Origin of the sequence: Actinomadura terrae, from assembly GCF_022751215.1 — a bacterium.
GTDB classification, from domain to species: domain Bacteria; phylum Actinomycetota; class Actinomycetes; order Streptosporangiales; family Streptosporangiaceae; genus Spirillospora; species Spirillospora terrae.
In genome coordinates, this window is record NZ_JAICDG010000001.1 from 1,882,626 (window position 1) to 1,900,064 (window position 17,439).

Genomic DNA, 17,439 nt, shown 5'->3' on the forward strand with positions numbered 1-17,439 from the left:
GGGTGCCGCCGCTCCGCATATTTTGGCGTCCAAATATTTGCCGTCAAAGTAATGCGGCCGGTGATCGCACGGCCACGCGGAGGAACGATGAGCGACCTTCCCACGTACGGGCTGTCGGAGGAGCAGGAGCTGCTGCGGGCGACGGTCCGGGAGCTGGCCGAGGCCAAGATCGCGCCGTTCGCGGCCGACGTGGACGAGGAGTCGCGGTTCCCGAGGGAGGCGCTCGACGCGCTGGTCGACAACGGGATGCACGCCGTCCACGTGCCCGAGTCCTACGGCGGCGCGGGCGCGGACGCGCTGTCGGCGGTGCTGGTGATCGAGGAGGTGGCGCGCGTGTGCGCGTCCTCCTCACTGATCCCGGCGGTGAACAAGCTGGGCTCGGTGCCGGTGCTGCTGTCGGGCTCGGAGGAGCTGAAGCGGTGGTGCCTGCCCTCGCTCGCGGCGGGCGAGGCGATGTTCTCCTACGCGCTCTCGGAGGCGGACGCCGGGTCGGACGCGGCGGGCATGCGCACCCGCGCGGTGCGCGACGGCGACGCCTACGTGCTCGACGGCGTGAAGACCTGGATCACGAACGCGGGGGAGTCGCGGTTCTACACCGTCATGGCGGTGACGGACCCGAGCGCGGGCGCCCGGGGCATTTCCGCATTCGTCGTCGACCGCGACGACGAGGGCGTCTCGTTCGGCCCGAAGGAGCGCAAGCTCGGAATCAAGGGGTCGCCGACGCGGCAGGTGATCCTGGAGCGCGTGCGCGTTCCCGAATGGCGGCGGATCGGCTCCGAGGGGACGGGTTTCAAAACGGCGCTGGCCACTCTCGACCACACGCGCGTGACGATCGCCGCGCAGGCACTCGGAATCGCACAGGGCGCGCTGGATTTCGCGTTGGGATATGTCAAGGAACGCCGCCAGTTCGGCAAGCCGGTCTCCGACTTCCAGGGCGTCCAGTTCATGCTGGCGGACATGGCCATGCGGCTGGAGGGCGCGCGCCAGCTGACCTACCACGCGGCGGTGAAATCCGAGCGCGCCATGCGGGGAGAACGGATTCCCGACCTCACGCTCGTGTCGTCGGCGTGCAAGGCGCTGGCGTCGGACGTCGCGATGGACGTGACCACCGACGCGGTGCAGTTGCTCGGCGGCTACGGATACACGCGCGAGTTCCCGGTCGAGCGGATGATGCGCGACGCGAAGATCACGCAGATCTACGAGGGCACCAACCAGATCCAGCGAATGGTCATCGCCCGCCAGCTCCTCAAGTAACCGCACGGCCTGTCCTCAAGCCGTTCGCCTCACGAATCCGGGTGGCCGGGCCCTGCCGCGAGGTCTGCCGCAAGGTGTGCGGCGGTGTCGGCGAGGGCGCGGATGCGGGGGGTCTCGCGGGCGGTCGCCCAGATCAGGCCGATCGGCATCGGTGGCAGGTCGCGGATCGGGAGGAGCCTGAGGTCGTCGCGGGGGGCGAGCTGCGCCGTGTAGGCGTCGACGCTCGGGTGGACGATGTGCCCGCGGGCGGCCGCGGCCGTGGCCACCCCGTAGGCGTCGTGCTCACCGAGGTCGTAGGTGCGGTGGATCGGCTTGCCCGAGGGAGTGGCCGACGGCACGAAACGGTCGAAGAGCGCACGCGGGAACCCGGGCAGGCGCGCGACGGTGCGGCGCCCGGCGAGGTCCTCGATCGACACCGATTGCCGCGCGGGCGGTGCAGGGCGTCGGCGGCGCGCTGCTCGTCCCGGGGTCGCTGGCCCTCGTCCAGGCCGCGTTCCACACCGATGACCGGGCGCGGGCGGTCGGCGCCTGGTCGGGCATGAGCGGGGTGGCGGGGGCGGCCGGTCCGCTGCTCGGCGGCGCGGTCGTCGATGCCGCGGGCTGGCGCTGGGTGTTCTGGATCAACGTCCCGATCGCGGTCGTGGTGGCGGTGCTGATGCTCCGGCACGTCCCCGACGCCCGCGACGGGACGGCCGGGCGCGGCCGGCTCGATGTGACGGGGGCCGCCCTGGCGGCGCTCGGGCTCGGAGCCCTCACCTACAGCCTCACCGACGCGGCGGGCGGACGGCTGCCCGCCGCGGTGGTCGGCGTGCTCGCGATGGCCGCGTTCGTGCTGGTCGAGCGGCGCGCCGCGGCCCCGATGCTGCCGCTGGAGCTGTTCTCCGTCCGGGCGTTCAGCGCGGCGAACCTGGCGTCGTTCTGCCTCTACGGCGCGGTCGCCGGGATGTTCTTCCTGCTGCCCATGCAGCTTCAGATCACCACCGGCTACTCGCCGCTGGCCACCGGGACGGCGCTGCTGCCGATCACCGCGGTCGTGCTCGTCCTGTCGCCGCGGACGGGGACGCTCGTCACCCGCGTCGGTCCCCGCGTCCCCCTGGTGGCCGGCTCCGTGACCTGCGCGGTCGCGGCCTTGCTCGCGGTACGGGTCGGCCCGGACTCCTCCTACCTCACCGACGTGCTGCCGGTCGTCCTCGCCGCGGGCCTCGGCATCTCGGCGGTCACCGCGCCGATCAGCGTCACCGTGCTCTCCGCCGTCCCCGACGGCCGCGCGGGCATCGCCAGCGGCGTCAACAACGGGGTCGCCCGCGCGGCCGGGCTGCTGGTCGTGGCCGCGCTGCCGCTGCTGGCGAACCTCCCCCAGGACGCGACCCACGCTCCGGAGGCGCTGAGCCGGGGATTCGACGTGAGCATGCTGGTGTGCGCCGGGCTGTACCTCCTCGGCGGCGTGGTGGCCTGGTTCGGGACGGCGCGCTCCAGCCGACGCGGCTGACCGTCCCGCCACCGGCTCGACGAAGGCCGACCGGCTGTGGCGACAGGCCCCGAAACGCCTGTCGCCACGGCCGTTTCCGCGCCAGGATGGGGGAGCGTCGGCGGAGGAGGGGAGCGCGCATGAGCGAGCACGGGCCAGAGATCGACACCAGCGTCTCGCATGTGGCACGGATCTGGAACTACTGGCTGGGCGGCAAGGACAACTATCCCGTGGACCGCGAGGTCGGCGACCAGATCCTCGAACTGCTCCCGGACGTGGCGCGCCTGGCCCGCGCGTCCCGGCTGTTCCTCAACCGGGCGGTCTGGTACATGGCCGCCGAGGCCGGGATCCGCCAGTTCATCGACATCGGCACGGGCCTGCCCACGGTCGACAACACCCACGAGGTCGCGCAGCGGGCGGCCCCCGAGTCGCGGATCGTCTACGTCGACAACGACCCGCTCGTCCTCGCGCACGCGCAGGCGCTGCTGACCAGCACACCCGAGGGCGCGACCGCCTACATCGACGCCGACCTGCGCGAACCCGAGCTGATCCTGGCGGGCGCCGCCGCGACGCTGGACTTCTCGCGGCCGATCGGGCTGACGCTGATGGGCATCCTGGAGTTCATCACCGACGACGCGGAGGCCCAGTCGATCGTCCGGCGGCTGCTGGCGGCGCTCCCGTCCGGCAGCCACTTCGCCATGTACGACGGGACGAACGTCATCCACGGCGCCGCGTCCGACCGGATCGTGGAGCTCTGGAACGCGGAGGGCAACGCGGGGCTCGTGCTGCGCTCGCCCGAGCGGATCGCCCGCTTCTTCGACGGCCTCGAACTGCTGGAGCCCGGGGTGGTCTCGGTGGCGCGCTGGAGGCCCGAGGTGACCGTCGGCGAGCCGCCCGAGGAGGTCGACGCGTTCTGCGGCATGGGCCGCAAGCCCTGACCCGGCGGGCGACCGGCGGCGGCCGGCCGGCCGTCAGCGCCGGGGGCCGTCGCCCGCCTCCTGGAGGATCTCGGTGATCTTGAAGGCGGCCTCGAACCGGCCCCCGCCGACCGCCGCCTGGTAGTAGGCGAGCGCCGCCTCCCGCGTCGGCGCGGACTCGCCCAGCCGGTGGGCGTGCTCGGCCGCCTGGCGCGGGTCGAGGCCGTTCGGGCTGGCGTCCAGCAGGTCGAGCGCCTGCGGATGGCCGCCCGCCGCCGCGTCGATCAGCAGCGCGATCGCCTCGGCGCCGCGCGTGGGGTCGGTGCCGAGCAGCACCGCGATCCGGTAGACGGCGTCGGCGTCGCCGCCCTGCGCCCGGTCGAGCAGCTCGCGGCCGTGCTCCTTGTAGTCGGCGATCGTCACCTGCTGCGACGCCGTCAACCGCAGCGGGACGGGCGACCGCGCCTCGGGCGAGTTTCGCGGCTGCGGCGCCGCGCCCTCGGCCCGCTCGGCGGCCCGTTCGGCGGGGGCGCTCTGCGCCGCGCGCAGCCGCGACTGCCAGTGCGGGAGCGTGCTGATGCCGGGGTCGGACGAGCGGACGCCGGTCTCCCAGGCCCGCCGCTGGCAGCACAGGATGAAGCTGGCCACCCAGGCCGAGGTCGGCGCGCGCTTGCGGCGGCCCGCGAGGACCTCGAACACGGCGGTCGCCGACAGGACGGGCAGCCCGCGCCGCCCGTACAGCTCGCCCAGGTGCTCGGAGATCTCCGCGAGCTTGCGGTAGGGCGGCCGGTTGCAGGATTCGTAGAACGCGTTGAGCTCGGCGATGAAGTCTTCCGGCCCCGCGGGCCGTGAACTGGTGTCGCTCATGTCTGGGTCGCCCTCGTCGTCCGTACCGTCCGGACCTTGCTCTCCGTCAGTCATGCTGCCAGCAGGACCGGCCGAACGGGGATGGGCGGCCCGCATGAGCTGTCCTGTCTCGTTTTGGTGAGCGGACACCGTATGCCGTGATCCCGAACCGCGGTCCACATCAGTGCTTTGTTGGGCATTGTAAGCATTACAGGTCGCGGAGTGAGCATCACAGGTCGCGGAGGATGCCCAGAAGGATCGATGGTGTGGCGCGCGCGGGAGCCGCCTTCACCACGAGCCAGTTCATGACGTGCCAGTAACTGGTGACCGCCTCCTCCTCCGCCGGGTACAGCGCGCCGTTGAGCCGCTCCAGGTACACCACGTCGGGCAGTTCCGGCTCGGGCGGGCGCAGCAGCGTGAACGACCCGCCCGGCACGGCGGGGGACGCCAGGTCGAGCGGCACCACCTGGATCGTCACGTGCGGCAGGTCGCAGACGTCCAGGAGGTGCTCCAGCTGCGCGAAGGCCACCGGGCCGCCGCCGAACGTCCGGCGGAGCGCCGCCTCGTCGATCACGACCCACAACCGCGCGGGGCGGGGGCGGCGCAGGATCGCCTGGCGCCGCGTCCGCAGCCGGACGAGCCGCTCGGTCGCCGCCGGGGGCTGGCGCCCCTCCAGCAGGGCCCGCGCGTAGGCGGGGGTCTGGAGGAGTTCAGGGACGGTCTGCGTCTCGTACACCCGGATCACGCTGGCGGACTGCTCCAGGCCGATGTAGGGCTCCTGCCAGGGCGGGATCACGTCCTGGTAGGCCGCCCACCAGCCCGGCTCGTTCGCCTGCCGGGCGAGCCCGAGCAGCGTCGCGCGCGCGGCCCGGTCGGTGACCCCGTACGCGGCGCACAGGTCGGCGACCTCGCGGAGCTTGAGCCGGATCCGGCCGAGCTCCAGGCCGCTGATCCACTCCTCCGGCCGGCGGACGGCCGCGCTCGCCTCCTCCAGGCTGTACCCGTCCGCCTCGCGCAGCCGCCGGAGCTGCGCGCCGAGCACCATGCGGGGGACCGTCGGCCCGGCCTCGGGGACCCCGGGGCGACCACTGTCGGCATACTCGGCTGCGGCTGTGCCCATGTCTGCTCTCTGCGCGCGGTGTCGCCGGAGGGCGGTCTCCGCAAACGGTAACCGGGAACCACGTTCCGCCGGGGTCCGTCCCGTTCGGCTTCGTCCGGACGCCGCCGCTCCACCCTGGATGCTACGACTCCCCGCCCCCGCCGCGCGGGTGCTTCGCCGCCAGGTTGGCGTGCCGCCGCGGGCGGCCGGAAAACGGGCTGAACCTAAATGGGCCGTGCGGCTAGGGTGAGCGGCCGTCACCGAGACCGAGGAGGCCGCGTGTCCCGCAATCCCACCCCGTTCACCGACTTCGGCGGGGACGGCGTCGAGATGCTCGCGGTGCACGGCCACTTCGGCGGCGCCCGCACGTTCGCGTCCCTCGCCCACGCCCTCGCCGGGCGCGTCAGGGTCACCGCCGTCGACCAGCGCGGCCACGGCCACGCCGCGCACCGCGACGACTCTGCCGACTACGCCCTCGACGCCTACGTCGCCGACCTCGCCGCGTTCGTCCGCGACCGGGGGTTCGGTCATGACGGGGGATTCGGCCGCGACGGGGGGACGGCGCCCGTCGTCCTCTACGGACACTCCATGGGCGGTGTGGTCGCCTACCACCTCGCCGCCAGGCATCCCGAGCTGGTGCGCGCCCTGGTGCTGGAGGACGCGCCCGCCGTGGTGGAGCCTCCCATCCTGGACACGCGTTCCTGGACGAGGCGGACCCCCACCCTCATGGGCCTCGGCGAGGCCGTCATCGGCGAGGGCATCCCCGACCCGGCCTACTTCCTCGAAGGCGCGATCCGGTTCGCGGACGGCTGGGGGCTGCCGTTCGACCACGAGGGCGTGTTCCGGTCGGAGGAACTGCTCCTGGGCGAGTACTGGCAGGCGTGGCTCGACGTCCGGTGCCCGACGCTCCTCATGCACGGCATGGACAGTCCCGTGCTGCCGACGGCGCTCGCCCGCGAGATGGCCGAGCGCCGTCCCGGCACGACCTACGTGGAGTTCCCCGGCTGCGGCCACTGGATCCACGACGACGACGTCGCGGGGGTCGCCTCGACGGTCGTGAAGTTCCTCGGCGCGGGCGGCCTCACGTCCTGGACCGGCCGCTGGTCCTGAACTCGATCGCCTCCGGGACCTCGGTGTACTCCAGGAGGTGGTTGCCCGAGATGCGCTCCAGCGCCCGCCGGACCTCGGCGGGCGTGGCGTAGAAGAACTCCCGCCTCAGGTTCACCTGGTTGACGCGCTGCTCGGCGAACGCCTGGTGGAGGCTGTTCTCCAGGCCGACCGCGTCGTCGCTGAAGATGAGCGCGTGCACGTCGAACCGGAACGGCACCGACGCGTCGCCGAGTTCGCGGACCCGGTCCATCGGCTCCAGCCGCCGCGTCATCCCGATCTTCACCATGTGCTCGCCGAACGCGCCGATGTTGGAGATGACGTACACATACCCCGCGCGGACGTTGGCGGCGCGCCCGTCGACGTCGCTGATGGCCGACTCCACGTCGGCCAGCTTGGAGCGCAGGTCCGCCGCGCCGCTCAGGTCTCCCTTCGCCTCCAGGCGGGCCAGGGCCGACTCCACGTGCGAGCGCTCCTTGAGCAGGCGTGACTTCTCCCGCTCGATCTCCTTGCGGACCTTCTCCTCCTCCCGCTGGCGTTCGCGTTCGGCCCGGATCCGCTCCTTCTCCTCCTCGGCCTTGGCGAGGTGGTCGGCGGTGAGGCGCAGTTCCCGCAGGCGGATCTCCCGGTACTTCGGGCTCACGCGGATGTCCATCGTCTTGCCCAGCCGCTCGATCGTCTGCGCGCTCTTGTCCAGCCGCTCTATGGCCGACGCCAGCTTGTAGGGGCGCATCGTCCGGACGAGGTTGTCGGCCTCGGCGTTGTAGGCGCGCAGCATCAGGCGGGAGAAGTCGCGGACCATCCTCCCGCCCTGCGCGGCCGAGCCGTTCACGGTCCAGTTCGTCGCCCCGACGACAGCCGTGCCGTTGCGGGCCATGGTCTTGATGCCGTCCTTCACGCGCGCCAGTTCGGCCTTGTAGGCGACGACGTCCGCGAGCGGATGCTGGTACTCGTACACGCCGGCCTCCTGGAGGAGTTCCAACTCCCGCGTCTCGACGACGCCCTGCCGCAGGCGCTCCAGTTCGGCGCGCGTCTCGTCCCGCTTGCGGCGCGCCTCGTCCGTCTCGGCGCGGAGCCGCTCGATCTCCTCGGCCAACCGGGGCGCCTCCAGGGCGCCGAGGCGTTCGAGCCAGTCGCGCAGTTTCGCGTTCTCGGCCTCCAGCTCCTCGATGCGCTGCTTCCTGCCGAACGCCGGGACGCCGCGGCTCCCCGTGGCCGGTGGCCGTGCCGGAGGCGGGACGTCCGGGATCCAGAAGCGCCAGCCGGGCGGTGCGGGCGGCCAGCCCGGGTCCGGCTGCCAGCCCATCGGAGGCGCCCAGCCCGGCGGTGGCGGCGGCCATGTGGGCGGCGGGTTGTAGCGCCAGCCGGACGGCTCCGGAGCCCACGTGAAGGGCTGCGGCGGCGCGGGTGCGGGTGCGGGTCGGCCGGGCGCCTGCCGGGGCGGCTCCGGCCGGCTGGGCGCGGGCCGGCTCGGGCCGGGCACGCCTGTTTCGGGTGGCGCGGGCGCGCGTGCCTCGGGTGGCGCGGGACGGGCGTGGCGCTCGATGAGGCGCCGGATGACCGGTGCGTCCCGGTCGTGCAGGTCGCCGAAGTCGGTCTCCGCCCCCGTCCCGTCCTGGACGACGAGGAACCAGCGCTCCTTGTAGGACTTGCGGGTCTCGACGGACGCGACGTCCGTCAGGAGGACCTCCTGCCGGGGGCCTTCCTTGGCGAGTTCTGCGGCCGCGAAGCCGAAAATCCTCCGGTCGGTTACGGCGACATGTGTGAGGGTCGGAAGGGCCTTGACCGTCGTCGCCAGCGCCAGGACCGTCTCCCCGTTCTTGAGGAAGAGACTCGTCAGGCGCAGAATTCGCCCGGAGTCTCCCGGATCCACCTCGGCCCCGACGTAATCCGGGTGCGTGTTCTGTGAGGTCATCGTTCCTCGCAGCGTCCCAGGCAGAACAGACCCGGCGTCCGCGTGCCGGGGCTCCGTTCCGCAGCCGACTGTGCGTGTCGAGGGGAGCACCCGACGTGCCTAGGACGGCTCGCGTGAAGCGGAGGTTTACGCGAGGTCGACGGAGAGTCGGCGGCGGGTTACAGGAGCGCGTCGCTGCCGCCGGACTCCTCCTCGCCGTCGCTGGACTGCTCCGTGGCGAGGTACTCGTCGTCGGGCCAGAGCTCGTCGGCGAGGCAGGCGAGGTACTCCTCGTCGCCGGGATCGAGTTCGGCGGTCATCGACTCGGGATGGACGGCGGGGAGGTCGGTGGACCGCGGCCCGGGCACGGGGCCGGGAGGGAGGTCGGGCGTGGGTTCAAGGACGGGGCCGGAATCGGACACTGTTCCGGGGTCAGCCGAAACGTACGGCTCGGAGGCCGGGTGCGGGTCGGGCATCGGGTACGGGTCGGTCGCCGGGCACGGGTCGGACGCGGAGGGCGCCATCGGGCGGAACAGGTTGGGCAGGCACAGGCCGAACAGGGCGACCAGTGATACGAGGACCAGGACTGTGATCACACCACCCCGTCCTTTCGCGGTCGAGTTCCACATGATTCTTGCGTAAGTAGCAAAACAGTTGAACGCTACCTGGGTGATCTGCCGTTTGGGAGCCCGACATGCGGACCGATCGGCACGATCGGCCCCCCGGCCCCCGGGGGCCGTGGCCCTCTCCAAGGCTGAACGTGATCCCCGCGCGCGGGGGCCACGACACGCGGGTGCGGCATAATCGGCCCCATGGCGCAAGCGTCCACTTACTGCCGGATCTGCGAGCCGCTGTGCGGGCTCGACGTCACCGTCGAGGACGGCGCGGTCGCCCGGATCCGCCCGGACGCGGCGCATCCGCTGTCCCGGGGGTTCGCCTGCCCCAAGGGCATCGCCATGGCGGAGGTGCAGAACGACCCCGACCGCGTCCTGTATCCGCTGCGGCGGCGTTCGGACGGCGCGTTCGAGCGCGTCGGCTGGGACGAGGCGCTCACCGACATAGCGCGCAGGCTGAACGCTCTGCGCGCGAAGCACGGCGGAGAGTCCATCGGCTGGTACTTCGGCAATCCGGCGACGTTCTCCTACAGCCATCCGGTGTGGATGCACGGGTTCATGTCCGCGCTGGGCTCGCCGCACCTGTACTCCGCCGGGTCGCAGGACGTGAACAACCGGTTCGCCGCGAGTGCGCTGCTGTACGGGGCGCCGGTGCTGGTGCCCATTCCCGACCTCAAGCGCACAGAGCTGCTGCTGATGCTGGGCGCGAACCCCCTGGTGTCGCATGGCAGCGTCCTCACCGCGCCGCGCATACGCGACGACCTCTCGGCGATCGTCCGGAGGGGCGGGCGCGTGGTGGTCGCCGATCCGCGCCGCACCGAGACGGCGCGGGCCTACGAGCACCTCCCGGTTCTGCCGGACGGGGACGCGTGGCTGCTGCTGTCCCTCCTGCACGTCATCTTCGCCGAGGGCCTGGAGGACGCCGCGTCCTGCGCCCGGCAGGCCCAGGGCGTCGGCGAGCTGCGGAGGCTGGCGGAGGCCTTCCCGCCCGAGGAGACAGCTGCCCGCAGCGGTGTCCCCGCCACGACCGTCCGGGACCTCGCGCGGGACCTCGCCACCGCCGGAAGCGCCGTCGTCTACGGCCGGACGGGCACCTGCCTCGGCCGCCACGGCACCCTCACCGCGTTCCTGATCGACGCGGTCACGCTGGTCACCGGCAACCTCGACCGGCCGGGCGGCGCGGTGTTCGGCGCGTCCCCGCTGCGGACGGAGGAGATCCTGCGGCTGTCGGGCCTCGCGTCCTACGGAAAGAACCGGTCACGCGTGGGCGGCTACCCGGATGTGCTCGGCACGTTCCCCGCCGGGGTGATGGCGGAGGAGATCACCACACCGGGCCGCGGACGGCTGCGGGCTCTGATCGTCTCGGCGGGCAACCCGCTGTCGAGCGTCCCGGGCGCCGCAGCGCTCGGCGCCGCGCTGGACGATCTGGACCTGCTCGTCTGCATCGACCTCTACGTCAGCGACACCGGCCGCAAGGCCGACTACGTCCTGCCCGCCACCACGTTCCTGGAGCGCGAGGACTTCCCCCTGCCGTTCCTGCAAACCCACCTCACCCCGTACGTGACGTGGACGGAGCGGGTCGTCCCGCCGCGCGGCGAGGCCCGCCAGGAATGGGAGATCATCGAGGCGCTCGCCCGGCGGATGGGCCTCGGCCTCGGCGCGTTCCGCGCGCAGCGGTTCGCGCACCGCCTGGGCGTCCGCCCGTCCCCCCGCTTCCTGGTGGACGTGCTGCTCCGCACCGGGCCGTCCGGCGACTGGTACGGGCTGCGGCGCGGTGGCCTGAGCCTGCGCAGGCTGAGAGGCGCGCCGCAGGGAATCGTGTTCCGGGAGCACCACCGGACGGGCACGCTGCGGCGCCGCGTCCTGCACAAGGACAAGCGGGTGCACCTCGCTCCGCAGGAGATCGTCGAAGAGGTGGCGCGGCTGAGGGAGACCCCTGGGCCGCCCGACGGCTTCCCCCTGCGGCTGATCGGTCTACGCGAGATCCGCTCGCACAACTCGTGGATGCACAACGCGCCCGCGCTCATGCGAGGCGGACGCGCGCACACGGCCCGCATCAGCCCGCCGGACGCGGCGCGGTACGGCATCCAGGACGGGACGCTGTGCCGGATCACCTCGCCGCACGGGTCGATCGAGATCCCCGCGCGGGTCACCGGCGAGATGACGGCGGGCGTGGTCGCCGTCCCGCATGGCTGGGGACATCAGGGCGGGTGGCGCACGGCCAACGCGGCCGGGGGCGCGAACGTGAACCTGCTGGCCTCGCCGGACCCGGCGGACCTGGAGCGGCTGGCGGGCATGGCATGGCTGAACGGCGTACCGATCAGCATCGCCCCGGCTCCGGGAAGAGGGGAGTCCTAGGCGGCGGTGGTCGGACGGTGCGGCGCGATCACGCGGCCGTCCGGGAGGAGCTCGCCCGTGTCCTCGAACACGACGATGCCGTTGCAGAGCAGGCTCCACCCCTGCTCGGGGTGGTTGGCGACGGTGCGGGCGGCCTCGCGGTCCAGCGCGTCCGGCGTCGGGCAGGGCGGCTGGTGCGTGCAGTCGGGGCTGGGTTGGACGGTCACGGCTTCCTCCACGTGTCCCTAGTGATTAAGGACATAGTTGAAGCCTGCCGTCGCTCGTCCGAAATATGCAAGTAGATGGGGAATTCTTTACCCTCGCTCCCGTGTGAAAGCCCACAAGATCGGGCATTCGGGGACGTTCAGTGCAGGAGTCCGCCGTCCGGTTCGTCGCCGTGGTCGACGTCCAGCCCGACGACCGATCGGCAGCCCGTGCAGATCCACTCCGCGATGACCGCCTCCGGATTGGCCGCGTGGGTGCGGTACGGGCGCTCCACGCGCCTGCGCCGCATCCCGTGCCCGCATGAGGAGTGCAGCAGCCTTCCGCATCGCGGACAGGGCCACACGTCCTCGCGGCGGAGGTTGCACTGGGGGCACAGCGGGGTCTCGTAGCGCTCGGCCGGCTCGTCCAGCTCCAGCTCAGCGAGCCACTCGTGCTCCATGTCGAGGTACTCGTCGCTGGGCCAGTGGTGGTCGGCCAGCCAGGCGAGGTACTCCTCGTCGCCGGGATCGAGGACGGCCGTCAGCGACTCGGGGTGCTCGTTCGCGGAGCGGTGTCGGCGGCGTCCGCGCCCCGCCGAGGCCAGCAGCGTCAGCAGGCCGAGGAGCGCGGCCGCGGCCAGGCCAGTCGCCAGGGGCATCGCGGCGTCCTTACATGATCTTGTGGCGGGAATGTCCGATCATGAATTCACTTCACAAAACGCTGCGAACGCTACAAGAAAGGCTCTTAACGGAAAAGTCGATCAGAAAAGATTCTTTGCCTTGATCATGGCAGGGCCGGTGACCGAAACCCTACCGCACCATGGTCCCGAACCCCCTGCGGCCAGGGCGATTTCAGCCGCGACCGCCTCGCGACCATCAAACGGCGGCGCCCTCCGATTTCACTCAGCGCTGAATCCCCTGCGTGCCGCGGGCGCGCGCGGCGGATGCTCGACCGGCGTTGGGCACCCCTTCACCCGTCCGCCACGACCCCGACACGCGGGGATGGGGGAATGTCCGCATGCGCGAGGAGATCGCCCCGCACGACGAGGTGCTCGCCCGGTTCACCGGCGCCCGGCTGTACGAGCGCGGCGACCACGGGCTCGCCTACCTCGCCGAACGCGCCGGGGTCCCGTACCTGCTGGTGCGGCCCGGCCCCGATGCGCCCGACATGCTCGTCCTCGCCTTCGAGGACGAACTGGAACGCGCCTCCTACCTGGCCACCCGCGGCCGCCCCGTCCCAGAGCCGCGCCCGCCCCTCCCACACGCACACCCCACCCCCACCCACTAGCCTCACCGCCCTCGGCGGTCCAGCGCTTCGGGACGCCTGCGCGCCGTGTCGGCATCGCGGCGCGGGGGCTGAACGCTTGGAGGCCGTTCCCCGGCGTCCTGCTGCGGCCACGGCTCGGAGTCGGTCGGCCCGTCGCAGTCGACGTCGAGCTCGGCCTCGCCGTGAGCTGGGGGTTTGCGGTCGACGCCAGGGGAGGGGGTGTGGTTTTCCGCAGGGTGGGGGTGCGGCGCGCGGCCGGTCAGGTTGGCGGTGCGCTCCATGGTGGCCGGGGCCCCGGCTTTCTAGCGTCGTACACATGATCGAGATGACGTACGTGCTGGCGTCCGGCGCGGCCGGGAACGAGCCCAGCGGGGGCATCACCGGGTGGGCGACCGACCTGATGGACCGGCTGGGCGCGCCCGGCGCCGGGCTGGCGATCGCGCTGGAGAACCTGTTCCCGCCGCTGCCGAGCGAGGTGATCCTGCCGCTGGCCGGGTTCACCGCCGCGCAGGGGCGGATGAACCTGGTCGCGGCGCTGGTGTGGACGACGCTGGGGTCGGTCGTCGGCGCGCTCGCCCTCTACGGGATCGGCGCGCTGATCGGCCGCGACCGGATCCGCCGCCTGGTGGCCCGGCTGCCCCTGGTGAAGCTCTCCGACCTCGACCGGACGGAGGCGTGGTTCGCGCGGCACGGCGGCAAGGCCGTGTTCTTCGGCCGGATGATCCCGATCTTCCGCAGCCTGATCTCGGTCCCCGCCGGGGTGGAGCGGATGCGGATGACGACGTTCCTGATCTACACGACCCTCGGCAGCCTGCTGTGGAACACGGCGTTCGTGATGGCCGGGTACGAGCTCGGCGACAACTGGCGGACGGTGGAGGAGTACGTCGGGGTCTACTCCAAGGTCGTCCTGGTGCTGGCCGTGCTGGGTGTGCTCGTGTTCCTCGGGCTCCGTATCGTGAAGGCCAGGCGGACGGGCGGCGAGCCCGGGACGCACCGGGCCGAGACAAGAGACTTCGAACGTGATCGCATTTTCTGAGGGCGTGGCCGCGCCTCCCCCGAGGCGCGGTCCGCGCGCCGCCCCCCGCGCGCTGGTGGGCCTCACCCTGGGCCTGTTCAGCGCGGGCGTCGAGATGATGCTGCTCGCCGTCGCCGCGCTGATCATGGCTCCCGCGCTGGCCCTCTCGCGCGGCCCGAGGGCGGTGCCGGGGATCGTCGCGCACGGCGCGAACCGGCTGACCGAGCTGGAGCGGCGCCGGCTCGCGACGTTCTTCGCCGAGGACGGGGCGGTCGACGTCGGCCCGCTGCGGGCGCTGTCCTACCTCCTCCTGCGGGTGCCGGTCGGGCTGCTCGGCGGCATCATTCTGCTGCTGATCGGCTACGGCGGCGCCAGCGCGATCGGGCTGCTGTGGAGCTGGTGGGTGACCGGCGAGTACCTGGACGGCATCCCGCCGAGCCCGCTGATCGTCGTCTACACGGCCGTGTTCGGCGCGGTGCTGCTGTTCGTCGCCGTCCAGGGCCTGATCGGGGTCGTGGCGCTGGAGCGCGCGGTGGCGCGGCGCTGCCTCGGCCCGAGCCCGCTGGAGGAGTACCAGCGCCGCATCGCCCAGCTGTCGGTCACCCGCGCGCAGGTGGTGGACGCGGTCGACGACGAGCGCCGCCGCATCGAACGCGACCTGCACGACGGCGTCCAGCAGCGGCTCGTCGCCCTCGGCATGCTGATCGGCCGGGCCCGCCGCGCCGGGGACGCGGCCCGCTCGACCGAACTGCTGCGGCAGGCGCACGAGGAGTCGCGCCGCGCGCTGGAGGACCTGCGGGAGGTCACCTGGCGCGTCTACCCGGCCGCGCTGGACGGCGAGGGCCTGCGGACGGCGCTGGAGACGGTCGCCGAGCGGTCCGCGGTGCCGGTGACGATCGGCTACGACGTCCCGGAGCGTCCGCCCCACGCGGTGGAGACCGCCGCGTACTTCGTGATCTGCGAGGCCGTCACCAACGCCGCCAAGCACTCGGGGGCGCGGCACGTCCGGGTGCGGGTCGCGGCGCGCGACGCGCTGATCGCCGTGCGCATCGAGGACGACGGCACCGGCGGGGCCGACCCGGCGGGCGGCGGGCTGGCCGGGCTGGCCCGCAGGGTCGCCGCGCTGGACGGCACCTTCGGCGTGGACAGTCCCCCCGGCGGCCCCACCGTGATCAGCGCGGACCTGCCATGCGGGTGATGCTCGCGGAGGACTCCACCCTCCTGCGCGAGGGCCTGATGCGCCTGCTCGCCGAGGAGGGCCACGAGGTGGCCGCCGCCGTCGGCGACGGCGACGCCCTCGTCGCGGCCGTCGCCGCGGCGCCGCCCGACGTCGTCGTCGTGGACGTCCGGATGCCGCCGACGCACACCGACGAGGGCCTGCGCGCCGCCCTGGAGATCCGCCGCCGCTGGCCGGGCGTCGGCGTCCTCGTCCTGTCGCAGTACGTGGAGAAGCGCTACGCCACCGAGTTGATCACCGCCGACACCACCGGCGTCGGCTACCTCCTGAAGGACCGCGTCGCGCAGGTCGACGAGTTCCTGGACGCGCTGGAGCGGGTCGGCGGCGGGGGCGCCGCGTTCGACCCGGAGGTGGTGCGCCAGCTCCTCGTCCGCAGCGTCCACGTCGATCCGCTGAGCCGCCTCTCCCCGCGCGAGCGGGACGTCCTCGACCTCATGGCCCAGGGCCACATCAACGCCTCGGTCGCCGCGCACCTGCACATCTCGCAGAGCGCCGTGGAGAAGCACGTCAACGCGATCTTCGACAAGCTGGACCTGGCCGACGCCGTCGGCCGCAGCCGCCGCGTCCTCGCCGTGCTGCGCTACCTGGGCTCGTGACCCCCGCCCGGCGTGGCATGGTGGGGCGCGGGAGAACGAGGGGAGAACCATGGTCGGCACACTCGACTGGACGTCCGCGGCCGCCCGCCCGGACCTGCTCGCGGAACCGGTGGCCGCCGCGATCGGCGCCGTTCCGGAGGGCGAGGTCGCCGAGATCGATCCCGAGCTGGCCGACACGGCGGCGTTCTGCGAGCGCTACGAGGTCCCGCTGGAGGTCAGCGCGAACTGCGTGGTCGTCGCGGCCAAGCGCGGCGGCGAGGTCGCCTACGCGGCCTGCATGGTGCTCGCCACCGACCGCGCGGACGTGAACGGCGTCGTCCGCAAGCACCTGGGCGCGCGCAAGGTCTCGTTCGCGCCGATGGCGGACGCGACGGCCCGCACCGGCATGGAGTACGGCGGCATCACCCCCGTCGGTCTTCCCGGCGGCTGGCCGATCCTGGTGGACGAGGCGGTCGCCGCCGCCCCGCACGTCGTCATCGGCAGCGGCCTGCGCAGGTCCAAGCTGCTGGTGCCCGGCAAGGCGCTCGTGTCGCTGCCGGACGCGCAGGTCCTAGCCCTGGCCCAGTGACGCGGCGCCGCCAGACCGCCGAGCGGGGACCGAGTCGACCGCGTAACGGGTGCCGCCGACCGCTTCGGCACGCGCGAGCAGGGCGCGGTTGCCCTCCAGCATCTCCGCCACCGGCGCGCAGCCCGGCGACGCGGTCCGCAACAGGCTGAACAGGACGGGGTCCGCGGGCGCGGCGAGCATCGGGACGTCCCCGATCCGCAGCGCCTTGACCAGCACGACCCCGCTGAGCCCGAGGTCGGCGGGAGCCATCGACGCGAGCGTCTCCTCGATCACCGCGGCGGCCCACGCACCCGGCAGGAAGACTATCCCCCACGGATGCGGCAGCGCCCACTCGCCGAGCGCGGCCAACTCCGCCACGTCGGGCCGGAGCCGGTCGGCGAACTCCAAGAAGGACAGCTCCTCAACCTCGCTGGCCCCCACCGGCACCTCACCCGCACAAGAAACACCCCCAACACCCCAGCCAGCACCCGCACGCGGGGCGACACCCCCTCGTGGGCTGGCACCCGTAGGCGAGCCAGCGCCTGCTTGTGAGCCAGCGCCTGCTTGTGAGGCGGTGCCTGCTTGTGAGCCAGCGCCTGCTTGTGAGCCAGCGCCTGCTTGTGAGCCAGCGCCTGCTTGTGGGGTGGTGCCTGCTTGTGGGCTGGCGCCCGCGTGTGAGGCGGCACTCGCTTGTGGGGCGGCGGCCGTGTGTGAGGCGGCGTCCGTGTGCGGGGTGGCAACCGCTCGTGGGATGGCGCCCGCGGGTGAGCCCGCGCCTGCATGTGGGGCGGCGTCCGTGCGCGAGTCGGCGCCCGTGTGCGGAGTGGTCCCCGTGTGCGGAGTGGTCCCCGTGCGTGGGGTGACACCCGCTTGCGGGGTGGTACTGGCTTGTGGGGTGGCGGCCGTGGGCGAACCGGTGTCCGCATGTGGGGCGGTGCCCGTTTGGGGGGCGGCGTCCGGGCGCGAGCTGGAGCCTGCGTGTGGGGCGGTGCCCGTGCGAGAAGGGGCGCCCGCGTGTGAGGCGGTGTCCGTGTGCGG

The 17,439-nt window shown here is 72.9% G+C and carries 18 protein-coding genes; 10 read left to right on the forward strand and 8 right to left on the reverse strand.

From position 1 onward, the window contains the following. The first annotated feature begins 87 nt into the window (after positions 1–87). A complete protein-coding gene (locus tag K2F47_RS08445) occupies positions 88–1,254 on the forward strand; it encodes an acyl-CoA dehydrogenase family protein (protein ID WP_242902192.1) in 1,167 nt (388 codons plus the stop codon). Between the two features lie 29 nt (positions 1,255–1,283). Here K2F47_RS08445 and K2F47_RS08450 read toward each other — a convergent pair whose 3' ends face one another. Next, entirely contained in the window at positions 1,284–1,670 is a 387-nt protein-coding gene (locus K2F47_RS08450; RefSeq protein ID WP_242902193.1) for a hypothetical protein, read from the reverse strand. 2 nt (positions 1,671–1,672) lie between these two features. Here K2F47_RS08450 and K2F47_RS08455 point away from each other — a divergent pair, with 2 nt between their 5' ends. Together K2F47_RS08455 and K2F47_RS08460 are read left to right on the forward strand one after the other, a co-directional pair. Continuing rightward, the gene (locus tag K2F47_RS08455) at positions 1,673–2,743 is read left to right on the forward strand and encodes an MFS transporter (protein WP_308198389.1); all 1,071 of its coding nucleotides are present in this window, start codon (positions 1,673–1,675) and stop codon (positions 2,741–2,743) included. Positions 2,744–2,862: 119 nt separating this feature from the next. Next, the gene (locus K2F47_RS08460; protein WP_242902195.1) at positions 2,863–3,660 is read left to right on the forward strand and encodes an SAM-dependent methyltransferase; all 798 of its coding nucleotides are present in this window, start codon (positions 2,863–2,865) and stop codon (positions 3,658–3,660) included. Positions 3,661–3,693: 33 nt separating this feature from the next. Here the strand turns inward: K2F47_RS08460 and K2F47_RS08465 are convergent, their stop codons facing one another. Further along, a complete protein-coding gene (locus K2F47_RS08465) occupies positions 3,694–4,506 on the reverse strand; it encodes a hypothetical protein (RefSeq protein WP_242902196.1) in 813 nt (270 codons plus the stop codon). 208 nt (positions 4,507–4,714) lie between these two features. Beyond that, on the reverse strand, positions 4,715–5,605 hold the full coding sequence (locus K2F47_RS08470; protein ID WP_242902197.1) for a helix-turn-helix domain-containing protein: 891 nt from the start codon (positions 5,603–5,605) through the stop codon (positions 4,715–4,717). A 258-nt stretch (positions 5,606–5,863) separates the two neighbouring features. Between K2F47_RS08470 and K2F47_RS08475 the strand changes: the two genes are divergently transcribed. Continuing rightward, complete coding sequence (locus K2F47_RS08475; protein ID WP_242902198.1) at positions 5,864–6,694, forward strand: alpha/beta fold hydrolase; 831 nt, start codon at positions 5,864–5,866, stop codon at positions 6,692–6,694. Here the strand turns inward: K2F47_RS08475 and K2F47_RS08480 are convergent. Both K2F47_RS08480 and K2F47_RS08485 read right to left on the reverse strand, forming a co-directional pair. Beyond that, entirely contained in the window at positions 6,666–8,606 is a 1,941-nt protein-coding gene (locus tag K2F47_RS08480; protein ID WP_242902199.1) for an SNIPE associated domain-containing protein, read from the reverse strand. The two genes, K2F47_RS08475 and K2F47_RS08480, sit on opposite strands and share 29 nt — an antisense overlap. Positions 8,607–8,764: 158 nt before the next feature. Next, positions 8,765–9,181, reverse strand: a complete 417-nt coding sequence (locus K2F47_RS08485) for a hypothetical protein (RefSeq protein ID WP_242902200.1) — start codon at positions 9,179–9,181, stop codon at positions 8,765–8,767. Positions 9,182–9,397: 216 nt separating this feature from the next. Between K2F47_RS08485 and K2F47_RS08490 the strand changes: the two genes are divergently transcribed. Next, the gene (locus tag K2F47_RS08490) at positions 9,398–11,557 is read left to right on the forward strand and encodes a molybdopterin-containing oxidoreductase family protein (RefSeq protein ID WP_242902201.1); all 2,160 of its coding nucleotides are present in this window, start codon (positions 9,398–9,400) and stop codon (positions 11,555–11,557) included. Here K2F47_RS08490 and K2F47_RS08495 read toward each other — a convergent pair. Then, positions 11,554–11,763, reverse strand: a complete 210-nt coding sequence (locus K2F47_RS08495; RefSeq protein WP_242902202.1) for a DUF5999 family protein — start codon at positions 11,761–11,763, stop codon at positions 11,554–11,556. The genes K2F47_RS08490 and K2F47_RS08495 overlap by 4 nt on opposite strands. A 137-nt stretch (positions 11,764–11,900) precedes the next feature. Then, positions 11,901–12,398, reverse strand: a complete 498-nt coding sequence (locus K2F47_RS08500) for a hypothetical protein (RefSeq protein ID WP_242902203.1) — start codon at positions 12,396–12,398, stop codon at positions 11,901–11,903. A gap of 359 nt (positions 12,399–12,757) precedes the next feature. On the opposite strand from K2F47_RS08500, the gene K2F47_RS08505 reads away from it, so the two are divergent. The 5 genes from K2F47_RS08505 to K2F47_RS08525 all read left to right on the forward strand — a co-directional run bounded on the left by K2F47_RS08505 (position 12,758) and on the right by K2F47_RS08525 (position 16,422). Then, the gene (locus K2F47_RS08505) at positions 12,758–13,027 is read left to right on the forward strand and encodes a hypothetical protein (protein WP_242902204.1); all 270 of its coding nucleotides are present in this window, start codon (positions 12,758–12,760) and stop codon (positions 13,025–13,027) included. Positions 13,028–13,322: 295 nt separating this feature from the next. Then, positions 13,323–14,042: a DedA family protein gene (locus K2F47_RS08510; RefSeq protein WP_372490826.1), complete on the forward strand. Its 720-nt coding sequence runs from the start codon at positions 13,323–13,325 to the stop codon at positions 14,040–14,042. Next, positions 14,026–15,219 carry a sensor histidine kinase gene (locus tag K2F47_RS08515; protein WP_242902205.1) on the forward strand — a complete coding sequence of 398 codons (1,194 nt, stop codon included), beginning with the start codon at positions 14,026–14,028 and terminating at the stop codon, positions 15,217–15,219. The genes K2F47_RS08510 and K2F47_RS08515 overlap by 17 nt, the downstream gene beginning before the upstream one ends. Further along, a complete protein-coding gene (locus K2F47_RS08520) occupies positions 15,210–15,854 on the forward strand; it encodes a response regulator (RefSeq protein WP_242902206.1) in 645 nt (214 codons plus the stop codon). The genes K2F47_RS08515 and K2F47_RS08520 overlap by 10 nt, the downstream gene beginning before the upstream one ends. 49 nt (positions 15,855–15,903) lie before the next feature. Further along, positions 15,904–16,422, forward strand: a complete 519-nt coding sequence (locus K2F47_RS08525) for a YbaK/EbsC family protein (protein WP_242902207.1) — start codon at positions 15,904–15,906, stop codon at positions 16,420–16,422. On the opposite strand, the gene K2F47_RS41290 is transcribed toward K2F47_RS08525, so the two are convergent. Then, positions 16,405–16,842 (reverse strand): hypothetical protein, encoded by a 438-nt coding sequence (locus K2F47_RS41290; RefSeq protein WP_242902208.1) that lies wholly within the window; start codon positions 16,840–16,842, stop codon positions 16,405–16,407. The genes K2F47_RS08525 and K2F47_RS41290 overlap by 18 nt on opposite strands. Positions 16,843–17,439: the final 597 nt, after the last annotated feature.